Source organism: Sphingobium scionense (genome assembly GCF_014197035.1).
Lineage (GTDB): Bacteria > Pseudomonadota > Alphaproteobacteria > Sphingomonadales > Sphingomonadaceae > Sphingobium > Sphingobium scionense.
Map to the genome: position 1 here is coordinate 1 of NZ_JACIEU010000057.1, position 13,602 is coordinate 13,602.

Below are 13,602 nucleotides of genomic sequence, written 5' to 3' on the forward strand. Positions count from 1 at the left end.
ACCTCCATGCCTGCCCCGGTTGCTTCCGGCTGGAGCATCGCCGGGTGGGCCTTTCACCCACTAGAAAGTGCCGCCTTTGCACGGCGCACACCCTTGTCGGTCATTGAGCAGTTAATTTTTGAACTCCAGGTGCGGACCGTCTGGTTATCGCTGGCTCCCGAATAATATCTGCCGTCCTCTAAGGAGGCCGTATCGGCGGCATCTAGCGCATGATCAACGCGCATCTCCATCTCGCTTTTGTCAATCAAGCCAAGCCGCGCATTGATTATGCGCGCCTTTGGTTTGGACGCTGCGGCGGCCGCTGCCTATGCCGATGGGCCATGAAGCACGGCGGAGTTCCCGCCAGGGAGAGGAGAAACCACGCCATGAGCCATTTCAGTCCCGACGATCTTGCGCGCCAGCTGGGCCGTGGCTTGTTGTCGTTCCCGGTTACCCATTTCGATGCACAGGGCGCATTTCTCGAAGGTCGTTATCGCGACCATTGCGGCTGGATGCTGGAGCACGAACTGACCGGCCTGTTCGCGGCTGGCGGCACCGGAGAGTTTTTTTCGCTCACCCCGGACGAGGTTACCAAAGTCGTTGCCGCAGCGGTGCAGGAGGCCAATGGTCGCATTCCGGTCATCGCTGGCTGCGGCTATGGTACGGCCATCGCCACTGGCATTGCGCGCGATGCAGAAAAGGCTGGCGCCGACGGTTTGCTGCTGCTGCCGCCATATCTCATGAACAGCACGCAAAACGGCCTCGCCGAGCATGTCGAGGCGGTCTGCCGTGCGACGGGCCTGGGCGTGATCGTCTATAATCGAGACAATGCGATCGTCGATGACGAGACGCTGGCGCGGCTATGTGATCGCAACCCCAATCTGATAGGCTTCAAGGATGGCGTGGGCGACATCGAACTGATGACCCGGATCTTCGCGCGGATGGGTGACCGGCTGACCTATATCGGCGGGCTGCCGACTGCGGAAACTTTCGCCACCCCCTATCTGACCATGGGCGTCACGACCTACAGTTCGGCGATCTTCAACTTCATGCCGGAATGGGCGCTTGCCTTCTACAAGGCGGTGCGCGCCGGCGATCAGGCCCATGTGATGGCCGGCCTGCGGGATTTCGTGCTGCCCTATATTGCCCTGCGGAACCGGGGCAAAGGCTATGCAGTATCCATCGTCAAGGCGGGGATGCGTATCGTGGGCCGTGATGCCGGCCCAGTGCGCTCACCGCTAACCGATCTGTCCGTGCAGGAGGAGGCCGAATTGCGCGTCCTGATCGATCGCGCCAAGGGGTGACGAAGCGGCAAGGCACGGATAGTCTGGCATGATGTTCGAACTGAGCCAGCTTCGTTGCTTTGTCGCCGCCGCCGAGGAATTGCATTTTGGCCGGGCTGCTCGCCGGCTCAATATGACCCAGTCTCCGCTCAGCCGGCAAATTCAGCTGCTTGAGCGGATATTGGATGTTCAACTGCTGGAACGGACCAGCCGTCAGGTCAGCCTGACTCCGGCGGGCGGCATCTTCCTGATCGAGGCGCGCCGCATCGTCCGCCTGGCCGATAGCGCGGCCCTGTCCGCCCGGCGCGTCGCCAAGGGCGATGCTGGCCGGGTGGCAATCGGCTTCACCGCTGTGTCGGGCTATAATATCGTGCCGCGCATCGTTGCCCAGGCCCGCGCCATGCTACCCAATATCGAACTGGAATTGCGCGAGATGGTGTCGGGTGATCAGGTCGACGCCTTGCTCACCGGGCTGGTCGACATCGGCTTCGTGCGCCCGCCGGTCAACCGTCATGAATTCGACAGCGCCTGCGTGCTTCACGAACCCCTGTTCGTGGCCTTGCCGCCAGGAGATCCGCGCAAGGCCAAGGCAGCATTCGTCCCGGCCGATTTCGATGGCCAGCCGCTGGTCATGTATTCCCGCCAGGGTGCAGCCTATTTCCACAATATGCTGGAAAGCCTTTTCGACGATGTCGGCGCCGCCCCGATCTATGCCCAATATGTGACGCAGATCCATTCGATGCTGGGTCTTGTCCATGCCGGTGTTGCCGCCGCGATAGTACCTGAAAGCGCCACCGGCCTGCATATGAGCGACGTCCATTTCCGCCGGCTGATGACGCCGCAGGAACGGCCCGTGGAACTCCACATGGCATGGCGAAGGGACAACGGCAATCCCGCCTTGCCTGCCATGCGCCAGCTTTGCGTCGACGTCACGGGGTGAGCGGGCGGCCCGCCATGGCGGGCGGGATCAGGCCAGTTCCAGCCGCCGAATCGGCCCCGCTACAACGGTGAAGGCGACGATCGTCAGCAGGCAATGGGTACCGACGAAGACGAGGGCGAGGTCGAAGGAGCCGGTTGCCGCGACAATGTAGCCGACCGTGATCGGGGTTACGATCCCGGCGATATTGCCGAACATGTTGAACACGCCGCCAGACAGACCGGCCAGGCTCTTGGGTGCGACGTCCGCCATGATCGCCCAGCCGAGCGAGGCAACGCCCTTGCCGAAGAAGGCGAGCGCCATCAGTGTCACCACCAGCCATTCGGCCTGCACCCAGACGCAGGCGATGATGAGGGTGGCGAGCAACATCCCTGCCACCAATGGCGCCTTCCGGGCAAGATTGATCGATCCGGTGCGCTTGAGGAGGCGATCGGACAGGAAGCCGCCAACCAGACCGCCACCAAAACCGCACAGGGCCGGGACTGCGGCAGCAAAGCCGGCTTCCATGATATTTAGGCCGCGTTCCTTGACCAGATAGATGGGGAACCAGGTGACGAAGAAATAGGTCAGTACGTTAACGCCATATTGGCCGAGATAGATGCCCAGCATCATCCGGTTGGCCAGCAGTTGGCGCAGATTGTGCCAGGTGAAACTGGCCGGGGTCGTCCTGTCGTGCGCCATGTCCTCCATATGGATCAGGCCGCCACCAGCTTCGATATGTGCGAGTTCCGCCGCGTTGATCGCAGGATGACGCGCGGGGCTGTGGATGAAGCGGATGAACAGCCCCGCAGCCGCCAGGCCCAGGCCGCCCATCACCCAGAAGACCGATCGCCAGCCGAAGCTGTGGACCAGCCAGCCCATCAGCGGCGCGAAGGCAACCAGCGAGAAATATTGCGCGCTGTTGAAGATCGCCGATGCCGCGCCGCGCTCGGCAGTGGGGAACCAGGCAGTGACGAGGCGCGCATTACCGGGGAAGGAGGGCGCTTCGGCCGAACCGACTAGGAAGCGCAAAGCGAACAGCGTCGCCACCACGGGCAACCCCGCGATCAGGCCGACCGCCCCCTGCAGAGCTGTAAAGACCGACCAGATAGCGATTGCTCCGGCATAGATGCGCTTGGTGCCGAACCGATCGAGCAGCACGCCCCCCGGGATCTGCGCCAGCACATAGGACCAGGCGAAAGCCGACAGGATGAAGCCGGTCTGTATCGGTGACAGGCCCAATTCTCCGCTGGCGGCATTGCCGGCAATCGCGAAAGTCGCGCGATCGGCATAGTTGATCGAGGTAATCAGGAAGATCAGGGCGATCACCTGATACCGGACGCGGGTGGGACGCGTGCCGGTCGCTACGGGGGCGGTCATGGACAAATGCCTCTCCTGATATGCCGCTCGTCTGACGGAGCGTTTACGCAAATAAAATGGGACGCTAGACCACATTTCGGGAATGGTCCAAGTCCAACAACGGCTCGGCCAAGCTAATTCTTGGTTCGATATACCCGTGCCAGGCCAGCCCTGCTCCCTATCAGTGCATGTCATGCATCGATCCATGTCAGATTGGGGTTGGCATCGCATCGTGCGGCGGGGCTATCGACAGCAAGGATCGGGCCAGCCCGACGAGAGATAAAGGAGAAGGATCAGGTGAGCGGCATCCAAGGATCGGACGACGGGAAGACCAATGCCCCTGCAGATCGTGGCGCGGCCAGCCGTCGCCACTTCCTCCGTGGATCGGCAGCATTGGCTCTGGTGGCAGCGGCGGGCCCCGCGCTGGCCGCCGTGCTCCCAGCCGCGCCGCTGTTCGAGGTAGACACGCCGATGCCTCCGCCCGAATGGGCGCTGCTGGAACGGGCAGTGCTCGATGCGCATGCAGCCGCCTGCGAGGCCTTTTTCGCGCGCTATTTCGACCCGCGCAGTGGCTATTTCCGCGCGATCGAGCGCTGGGGCGCAAATGATGGTCCCGACGACGCGATCGAGAACGTCAATGATTGGCCGCATATCTATCAGTTGGGTGGCGCCGAGCGGATTCGAGAGCTCTATGAGCTCGCCTATGAAGGCCATGTCCGGCAATTCTCGCAGGCTCGAACCACTGAGGTGCCGTTCGCGCGCCAGGGCATGTATTTCCGGGAATTCCCGGTGATGATGGACTGGATGCACAATAGCGAGGGGCTGACAGTCTTCAATGTGATGGGCCTGGGCGATCCCTATGCCCAGCGCTATCGCGACAGGGTGCGCCGCTTTGCCGGCTTCTATACCGGGGAAGACCCGGCGGCACCCAATTATGATCCCAAGCACCGCGTCATCCGCAGCATGTTCAATGGTAGCCGTGGACCACTGATGCGCAAGGCGACGGCGCTAGACTGGACCGGCGACCCGATCGACTTGACCGGCATCGACCCTAAATCCCTGCTGCATGGCGAGCGCAGCTATGAGGAGATGCTGGAGCATTTCAAGGATTACACCGAAACGACCGGCGACGTGCCGTTGAACCTAGGCGCCACGGGGCTGGTGGCCAATGCCTTCATGCTCGCGCAGGAACCGAAATATCGCCAGTGGGTGGTCGATTATGTCGATGCCTGGATCGATCGCGCACGCGCCAACAAGGATATATTGCCGTCCAATATCGGCCTCGACGGCACAATCGGCGGCGAGGCCGGCGGCAAATGGTATGGCGGCACCTATGGCTGGGGCTTCAGCCCGGTGATCCCGATGACCGGCGAGCGGCAGGATCGCAATCGCATCCCGTTTGCGATCCTCGGCTTCTTCAATGCCTATCTTCTGACCGGCAACGACAAATATCTCGATGCCTGGCGGCGAATGGCCGACAGCATCAATGCCAATGGCAAGATGGTGAACGGCAAGATGGCCTATCCCACCATGTATGGCGATGAAGGCTGGTATAGTTTCAAACCCGCCAAATGGGCAGTCGGCGCAGAGGAGCTCTATCTCGTCTCTCTCAGCCCCGCCGATCGGGCCCGGACGGCGGCGTCTCCCTTCATCGACTATCTGGAAGGGGGCAACTCCGCTTTCCCTGTCACGGCCCTGCGCGAGGCGCTGGCCCATATACGAGACACGGGTGATGCGATGCGTCAGGACAAGACCCTGCCGGACACTCGCTTCGTCGATACGGTGATGGACCAGAATCCGGCCAGCGTCGGCGCGCTCACCATGTTGATGCAGGGCGGACAGAACATGCATCGTGGCGCTCTCCAGTTCTCGACCTTGCGCTATTTTGATCCGATAGCGGGAAGACCTGGTATCCCGCAGGACGTCGCAGCGCTGGTCGACAGCATGACCCAGGATAGCGCGGCGGTCACACTGGTGAACTGCAGCCCGTCACAGGGGCGCACGGTGACGATCCAGGGTGGCGCCTATGGCGAGCACCAGATCATGACCGCCGCGATCGATGGCGGTGTGGCAAAGCGGGTCGATGACCGGTCCTTTACCATCCGGCTTGCCCCGGGGGCAGGCGCGCGCCTGCAGCTCAAGATGCGCCGCTTCGTAAATGCGCCGACGCTGAACTTCCCATGGGCTGGCCCGGTCGTGGATGAGGCGCCGCGCGTCATCACCGAAGATAAGAAGCCCGCTGCCTATTGAGGCAGGCAAAGTGATCCATGCAAGTTCTGCATGGATCACCCTTTCAACAGCATTGGACCGGAACGCGCCAGCGCTCCATAGTTTTGGTCAGAGATAAATCCAAAAGTTCGCACTCCCTTCAAGAGCATGTCTCCAGACCTGCTCCGGGCCGACGCGAGCATATCAAAATCTGGGAGGATGCCGTGAACCGCCTTTTCACCATCAAGACGCGATCTGTGCTGCGCCGGGGGGCTGCGACCTCCGCCATCATGCTGGCTGCGATGGCCGGCCCGTCCTGGGGGCAGGTCGAACCGGGGGCGCCGGCCGGACAGGAGGATGCCAGCAAGGCGGCGGAACCGGCGGTCGCCGACATTGTCGTGACCGGATCGCGCATCACCCGTTCGGGCTTTACTGCGCCTACGCCGACCACCGTCGTCGGCCTGGCCGACATCCAGAAGGCCGCGCCTGCCAATATCGCCGATTTCGTCAACCAGATGCCACAGGTCAGCGGCAGTTCCACCACGCGCACGGGCAATAATAATACCAGCACCGGCACCAACGGCCTCAATACGCTGAACCTGCGCTCGCTCGGCTCCAACCGGACGCTAGTCCTGCTGGACGGCCGCCGCGTCGTCGCATCCGCCGTCAATTCGGCGGTCGACGTCAACAACCTGCCCAGCGCCCTGGTCGAGCGCGTGGACATCGTGACCGGCGGTGCATCTGCGGCTTATGGCTCCGATGCTGTGGCCGGTGTCGTCAACTTCGTGCTGCAGAAGAAATTCACTGGCATCAAGGGATCGCTGTCCGGCGGCATCACCGATCGAGGCGATGACGATAATATGACCGGCTATCTAGCCTTCGGCACTCCCTTTGCCGATGGGCGCGGCCATGTCCTGTTCAGCGTGGAAGGTGCCTATCAGGCCGGTATCAACAGCATCAACCCCAGCAAGCGGAGCTGGTTCAACCAGACCAACCTGCTATCCAATCCCAATTATACGCCGACCAACGGCCAGCCACAGCGGATCATCGCCAGCAACGTCAATTATTCCAATGTGGCCAAGGGGGGCGTCATCACCACCACGGGCCTTGCCAATACCCAGTTTGGCGAGGACGGGGTCCCGATGCCGTTCCAGCTAGGCAGCCCGATCAGCTCGCCACTGATGGTTGGTGGTAACAGCTGGTATGAAGGGGATGTCAACGCGCTCGATTCCGAATTGAAGCGCTGGGCGGCCTTCGGCCGGGTCAGCTATGATCTGACCGATGATGTGACGCTGATCGCCGAAGGTTCCTACGGTTATTCCAGGACCAACAACCTGTCCGCCTATCAGCGCTACCAGGGCAATCTGACCATGTCGGCCAGCAATCCCTTCCTTGATGCCACTATTCGGGACAGGGCTGCGCAGCAGGGCATCGGCTCCTTCCGCTATGGCTATTCGACCTATGATCTGGGCCGGCCCGAAAATGAGGCGACCCGCAAGACCTATCGCGCCGTGCTGGGACTAGAAGGCACGGTCTTCGACGACTGGCGCTGGGATGCCTATTATCAATATGGCCAGACCGATACCCGCTCGGTCCTCTACAACACCACCAATGTTGCCCGCTTTGCCGAAGCGATCGACGCAGTGCGCGACGCCAATGGTCGCATCGTCTGCCGTTCGACGCTCGCCGCGCCGGGCAATGGCTGTGTTCCACTCAATATCTTCGGCCATGGCGTCGCCGACCCGGCTGCGGTCGCCTATGTGAAGGGAACCGCCTGGCAGCAGCTTTCGCTCAAGCAGAATGTCGCTGCGGCGAGCATCAGCGGCGAACCCTTCGACCTGTGGGCGGGCCCGGTGAGCCTCGCCGTCGGCGCCGAATATCGCAAGGAAGAGGTGTCTGGTTCCGGCGACGATGTCTCTGCCGTCAACGGCTTCTATACAGGCAATTTCAAGGGCACCAACGGCAGCTACGACGTCAAGGAAGCCTATGCTGAAATCGTCGTGCCGCTTGCAGAGAATATGCCGTTTCTACGATCGCTCGAACTCAATGCGGCCGGGCGTTACACCGATTACAGTACCAGCGGCAGTGTCGAGACCTGGAAGTTGGGCCTCAGCTGGAAGCCAATCAACGATCTGCGCCTGCGCGGTGTGCTCTCTCGTGACATCCGTGCGGCCAACCTGGGCGAGCTGTTCACCGCCGGCCAGACCGGCGCGGTCGACGTGCTGGACCCTGCCAACGGGCTGGCCTCAGTTCGCACCACCCGTGTAACGATCGGCAATCCACAACTGCGCCCCGAAAAAGCCGACACGGTAAGCGTCGGGGCCGTCTACAGCCCGTCCTGGCTGCCGCAGTTCACCACCTCGATCGATTATTACTCAATCAAGCTGAAGGACGCGATCGCTAGTCTGGGCGCCCAGGATCTGGTGGATCGCTGCTATCGCGGCGAACAGGCCCTGTGCAGCAATGTCGAGCGCGACGCCGACGGCAATATCACCCGCATCATTACGCGGCCAGTCAACGTGGCGGAACTCAAGACCCGCGGCGTCGATGTCGAAGCCAGTTTCCGCCAGCCACTAGCCGACATCGCCGCTAATCTTGGTGGCACGGTGACGCTGCGCGTGCTCGGCTCGCATATCGCTCGGCGCACGACCATCAATGGGGGCGTGCGGACCGAAGCAGCAGGCCAGAACACGGGTGACGCACCCAAGTGGCGCTGGTTCGCAACGCTGGGCTATGACGATGAAAAGGTCTCTGGGCTTGTAACGCTGCGGACGATCAGCGGTGGCGTTTACGACAATAGCTGGCAGTCGGGCGTGGATATCGACGACAATCGCATCAAGGGAGCAGCATATGTGGATTTTGCTGGCGTCTATCGTTTCCAGACGGGCACCAGCAAACAGCTGGAGCTATTCGGCAAGATCGAGAATTTGTTCGACAAGGCCCCGCCGGTCGTGGCCGCGATAGGCGGTGCGAGCTTGCAAACCAATCCGACCCTCTATGACACGATCGGGCGCGCCTACAGGATTGGCGTGCGCTTTCGGTACTGAGATAATCATAATCGCAAAATTACGGCCTAGCAGACCTGCTGGTTCAACAGTTGGACAACCAGCAGGTCCCGACCCTTATGAGACGCTCGGAGCCAGCATTCGCTTCCCCAGATGCAGACCGTCCGGTTCCGGCAGCTCGCGACCAAAGTCGGTCGGTCATATTGGTTTTGGTGAACGTCCGACCGTGACAGAAGCGGCCGATCAGCCTGTGCGAAATGGTCGGTCGGCTTCGCGCCCAATCTCAGTCATTCAGATTGGCGGTGAATGTGCCCATAATCAGGCATTCGCCGTTGTGTCTGGGATTGCCAGCCTGCTACAGTGAGCTGTCTTTTGCCCTGAGGGAAGGAATTCCGGGGAGCTAGCGTTTATCACGGTTCAATGATGCAATTGCGAATCGCATATCGAACAAGGTCTGCCACATTTCGTAAGTCGAGGCGTTTCATCGCTTCCAAGCGATGTGCCTCTATGGTTTTGACGCTCATGCCCAAAACTTCAGCGATTTCCGTGTTTCGCCGCCCCTCAGCGATATGTTGCACAATCTGACGCTGTCGCGGGGTAAGGCGTCGCACGGGGATTACGCTTTCATCGAGCACCCGCTCAACCAGGAACTCGCTCGCATCGCCTGAAAAGAAGGGCTCGCCTTTAAGGGCATGGTCCATCGCCTGCTGCCAAACCGACAGCCCGTCAATTTTTGAGAAATACGCTTTGCAGCCTGCACTCAGGGCGCTGGCAATTTTCGTTTTGCTATGCTGCAGAGTGAACATCCCGATGTAGATGGAGGGAGTAACCAGCCTCAATTGCGTTGCGTAGTGCGGCTCATTCTTCAAAGGGGGACCGCAGTCAAGAATAGCGATGTCGGGGGAGTAATCGCGCGCCATGGCAACACCATGTGCGCAATCTGCTCCTTCTTCTACCACTTCACAGCGAGAATCCTTCCGCAGAAGCCGGCATAGGAAGCTTCGCATCTCTATGCTATCGTCGATCACCAATACCCTAGCACGGTCAATCATAGCGATGAACTCTCCTAGGCGGACCCAATCGATTGCCCCCGAACGGCCGCCATGCTCTGGATGGTAAATTCGCTTTAGACTCGCTGTAATCTCAAAGTCGCAGGCGGACTAAGCATTTTTTCTTCCATGCTCTGCGTCAGGAGGGCTGAAGCTACGATGGAAATCGGCGTCGACCACCGCTCCATGCCGGACGCTCAGATGCGGATTTTTCGTTCCCAAATGCAGTTCGTCTGCTGCTCCCAGATAGGCGCTCAAGACTGGCTGACTAAAGGCTGGCAGCTTTGTGACGACCAACCGGAAGCCGCTGGTGCGGCCAACGCTTACACCGCCGCTGCACTTGATTATTTGACTGAGCACATCATCACCCAGCATGTTTTGATCCTGACCGGTAGCAACATTGAGCTTGAGCAGAAGCGCACACGACTGGGATCATCGTGGCTTGAGACGCTGAATGATCAGTCGAGCGCAACATCAACGTTACAGCGAACCGAAATTGCCCGCTCGTGGAGAAGTGCTGCTCGGCGGCGATGCATCTCAATCAAGAGGGTATCGTCGCCGCGCTGAGCGGCCAAATCAGCAGACATTTGTTCGTCTGCGGCGAGTTGCAGCAGACGAGCATACTCTTTTTTGCGAGCGCTCTGGTGCATCATACCGCGCAGGTAATAAGTTGGCTGCGATTGCGCAACAGTTGCGCCTTTCTGCGGTATTCGCCACCAGTTTGTGTACGCTTATGCGGTTTTTCGACTAAGAAATAGGTCTCTGGCGCTCGAAAGCATTTCTTTCTGGTCCAGTGTCAAGGTTTCCTTCCTGTTGTTTTGCTCATATTGAAATAGAGCTTCCAATATATCACTAAGTGAAGCGTAGTCGACAGGTGAAGCTGCGACTGTGGCATTGAGACGTGATAGCAATTCTTCAATATCTTGAATCATGTTATCTGACTTGCATCGTGAGATTGGCAGTGTCGTTGATCCCGGTTCAACCATTCGGGGGGAATGTTGAAGGAGGTGTTGCGACCGGAATCGACAGCAGGCTAGCAAGTAGGCTGTGATGTTCAACCAGAATTATATCGCGTGAACACCACGCCAATCATCTGGGGCAAGGCTGCCCTTCACGCTCTCGTCGAGAAAGCTATCCGCGTCTAGCCACTCGTCAATCAGCCTGACCTTTCCGTCATTTTGGGTATCGCTTCGCTCTTTGGACTGGCTTCGGCGCGATCGCGCCACGGCCCCTCGAAACGTCATCCTTGCGCCGGTGGGTGTCGAGTAGCGCGTAGGCTACCTGATGTGATGTTCAACGGCGGGAAGTCGGTCGTGGATCACGTCGCGGGCGCTGGACCCATGTCGATGTCGCTGGCTTCATGGCCGGGTGCAATTACGCATATCTTGACTGCGATCAGCACAGTGGGGCGATTTGCTGTTTCGGGCAGCACTTCGACCAATACGCCGGTCACGGTAGGGATATTCAAAAAATAGCTAAACGCTTGATCGAATTTCTAATTCCGATATCGTAACGATTGTCTTGCTCAAGAACGGAGGCGGCTAATGAGTGATCAAAAGCGGCGACCCTACTCTCTCCAAGATTTTGTCTATGCGGAAGCCGAAGCGATCCTGCGTAGCAAAGAACAATTGTTTGAAGAGTTTGCCGGTGTAACTGATTGGGTGAACCTCACGCCGGCGCAGGACGGAGCGATCAGAGAACTAAAGCGCAGGCGGCTAATCCCACCAGAGAGGCAACCTCGAACCGATGGACACGTCGATGTGAGTAGCCCGTAAATTTCTGGACGCCTTCTATCCTAATTTTGAGGACAGAAGACGGCGATAGGTAATCCCAATTTCAGCGATGAGTTCAAGCGTGATGAGGCGGCCCAGATCACAGAACGTGGATACTGCGAGCCGCACGTCGTTTCGAGTTGCTCGCTTTTGAGTGTAGCCTCTGCCCAATCAATTGGGAATAGGGCCGATTTTTGGTTTAAGACATCCGCGGTACAGACGGTGGACATTCATCGCCGCATCCCCTCTCTGAATGTCCGCATCCTTAGATTTTCATCCCGAAGTCGACAGTCGGGAATGTCCCATCCTCAGCCAAAAGCTGACAGGTAATCCGGCTCGCGCCATCCAGATAAAAATGGCTTCCGACGATCACCGAAAGTCGGAAGCCATCTTGCCCTTGAAAACATCTTTCCACGGACGGGTCGCGTATAGCTATGTAGAGGTCAGCAGAGGTTTAGTCGATCCGCCAATTTTACTTTTTTGAGAGTAGAAAAAACCTGCTGCATGTCATTCAGCCAATCTTTGCGAAGATTTGCTCCTCGAAGATCATTGCTCAAGATATTCAGCCCACCGCGCCATAAGGCTTCGGCGCTTGTCGAAAAAATCTGTGCGGCGGTACGCTGCTTCAACCTTGTTCGGAAGCTTGTGTGCCAGCGCCTTGTCCGCCACTTCTTTGGGGAAGCGGGTCCGCTCAGCGGTCCAGTCAGTGAAAGCTGATCTGAAACCGTGCACCGTCACCCCTTTGATGCCATCGTCCCTGAGCAGTTTGGTCATGGTCATATCGCTGATCGGCTTTTCGCCATCGTTGCTGAAGACCAGACCGGTGTCGCTGCTTCGCTGGTTCCAACGATTGCGTAGCAATGCGACTGCCGCCGGTGACAACGGCACAACATGGGTGTCGCCCGCCTTCATTCGCTCTCCTGGTATGGTCCAGACAGCCTTCTCAAGATCGAACTCGCTCCAGACCGCGAAGCGCGTTTCATTCGAACGCACGGCATTGTAGATAGTGAAGCGCAGCGCATCGCGCCCGGTCGTCGATGCTGCCGTCGCCAGCCGGTGCATAAGAGAGGGGACGTCGGCATATGGCATGGCTTCCAGGTGCCCGGCCTTTTCCGCCTGACGCGGAAGTCCCTTCCGGACCGAACGAAGGGATACCTCTTCTGGAAGCCAGCCTTTGATATGCGCGAAATCCAGAACGGCTCCAATACGCTGCAGGATGCGGCGGGCGGTGTCCGGTATGTCCAACCAAATCGGAGACAGCACTTCCACAACAGCAGGGCTGTCTACCTCGTTGACTGGCCGGGCGCCGATCAACGGAAAGACGTGGTTCTCAAGGCTTGCGATCCAGCTGGCGTGCCGCTGGTTCTTCCAGCCCTTTTTCATCGCTTCGTAGCAGTCCCGCGCGGCCGTCTCAAAACTAGGCACGACTTTTCGAGACCTGCGCTTCTCCGCTACAGGATCGACGCCTAAACGCACCTGACGGCGCAATGCCATCGCGGCATCACGCGCTTCAGCAAGTGACACGTCGAATGTCGAACCCAAGCCGTAGTCGCGACGACGCCCATCCTTCTGCATCCGCAGAACCCAAGATCGCGCGCCACTTGGTTTGACGACTAGGCATAATCCCCTACCATCGATATGACGGCCCGGCTGGGCGTTCTTCACTTTCAAAGCTGTCAGAGCCATCGGTTCTAATTCCCGCCTGAAATGGTCCCACGATAGATCCCACACATTGATGGGATTTCAGGCAAATCAGAGCGACCGACCGCGAACACCCTACAAGACAAATCTCTGAAATTACAGAGGACTTAGGAACGTCCTGAACCTGCCTGAGATTTAAGTTATACGCCCGTAGGGGTCACCAGCAAAATCAATGGATTGGCTGGATTTAATGCCGGAAAAACCGCATTTCTCTATTAGGGCAGATGTTGGAAATGGTCGTGTCCCAGGAGGTGGTGTAGGAACCGTCAATCCACGGCAGGATCGGGATCGGGTTCGGGTCAGGCAGCCAGAGCTGGCAGGCTGACAATG

General features: G+C 59.1%; 10 protein-coding genes. 6 read left to right on the forward strand and 4 right to left on the reverse strand.

Annotated features, from left to right (window positions below; genetic code table 11):
* Nucleotides 1–365 precede the first annotated feature (365 nt).
* On the forward strand, nucleotides 366–1,283 hold the full coding sequence (kdgD, locus tag GGQ90_RS27885) for a 5-dehydro-4-deoxyglucarate dehydratase (protein WP_188084560.1): 918 nt from the start codon (nucleotides 366–368) through the stop codon (nucleotides 1,281–1,283).
* Between the two features lie 28 nt (nucleotides 1,284–1,311).
* On the forward strand, nucleotides 1,312–2,202 hold the full coding sequence (locus GGQ90_RS27890; RefSeq protein WP_246428495.1) for a LysR family transcriptional regulator: 891 nt from the start codon (nucleotides 1,312–1,314) through the stop codon (nucleotides 2,200–2,202).
* Nucleotides 2,203–2,229: 27 nt separating this feature from the next.
* Here GGQ90_RS27890 and GGQ90_RS27895 read toward each other — a convergent pair whose 3' ends face one another.
* A complete protein-coding gene (locus tag GGQ90_RS27895; protein ID WP_188084561.1) occupies nucleotides 2,230–3,558 on the reverse strand; it encodes an MFS transporter in 1,329 nt (442 codons plus the stop codon).
* A gap of 276 nt (nucleotides 3,559–3,834) precedes the next feature.
* Here GGQ90_RS27895 and GGQ90_RS27900 point away from each other — a divergent pair, with 276 nt between their 5' ends.
* Complete coding sequence (locus GGQ90_RS27900; protein WP_223178502.1) at nucleotides 3,835–5,787, forward strand: DUF8034 domain-containing protein; 1,953 nt, start codon at nucleotides 3,835–3,837, stop codon at nucleotides 5,785–5,787.
* A 182-nt stretch (nucleotides 5,788–5,969) separates the two neighbouring features.
* Nucleotides 5,970–8,792 (forward strand): TonB-dependent receptor domain-containing protein, encoded by a 2,823-nt coding sequence (locus tag GGQ90_RS27905; protein ID WP_188084562.1) that lies wholly within the window; start codon nucleotides 5,970–5,972, stop codon nucleotides 8,790–8,792.
* Nucleotides 8,793–9,160: 368 nt separating this feature from the next.
* Here GGQ90_RS27905 and GGQ90_RS27910 read toward each other — a convergent pair whose 3' ends face one another.
* Nucleotides 9,161–9,802, reverse strand: a complete 642-nt coding sequence (locus GGQ90_RS27910; protein ID WP_188084563.1) for a LuxR C-terminal-related transcriptional regulator — start codon at nucleotides 9,800–9,802, stop codon at nucleotides 9,161–9,163.
* Between the two features lie 156 nt (nucleotides 9,803–9,958).
* Here GGQ90_RS27910 and GGQ90_RS27915 point away from each other — a divergent pair, with 156 nt between their 5' ends.
* A complete protein-coding gene (locus GGQ90_RS27915; RefSeq protein ID WP_188084564.1) occupies nucleotides 9,959–10,366 on the forward strand; it encodes a hypothetical protein in 408 nt (135 codons plus the stop codon).
* 751 nt (nucleotides 10,367–11,117) lie between these two features.
* Here GGQ90_RS27915 and GGQ90_RS29785 read toward each other — a convergent pair.
* On the reverse strand, nucleotides 11,118–11,252 hold the full coding sequence (locus GGQ90_RS29785) for a hypothetical protein (RefSeq protein WP_281391475.1): 135 nt from the start codon (nucleotides 11,250–11,252) through the stop codon (nucleotides 11,118–11,120).
* A 91-nt stretch (nucleotides 11,253–11,343) separates the two neighbouring features.
* Here GGQ90_RS29785 and GGQ90_RS27920 point away from each other — a divergent pair, with 91 nt between their 5' ends.
* Nucleotides 11,344–11,574 (forward strand): hypothetical protein, encoded by a 231-nt coding sequence (locus GGQ90_RS27920; RefSeq protein ID WP_188084565.1) that lies wholly within the window; start codon nucleotides 11,344–11,346, stop codon nucleotides 11,572–11,574.
* Nucleotides 11,575–12,117: 543 nt separating this feature from the next.
* On the opposite strand, the gene GGQ90_RS27925 is transcribed toward GGQ90_RS27920, so the two are convergent.
* Complete coding sequence (locus GGQ90_RS27925) at nucleotides 12,118–13,257, reverse strand: tyrosine-type recombinase/integrase (RefSeq protein WP_188084566.1); 1,140 nt, start codon at nucleotides 13,255–13,257, stop codon at nucleotides 12,118–12,120.
* Nucleotides 13,258–13,602: the final 345 nt, after the last annotated feature.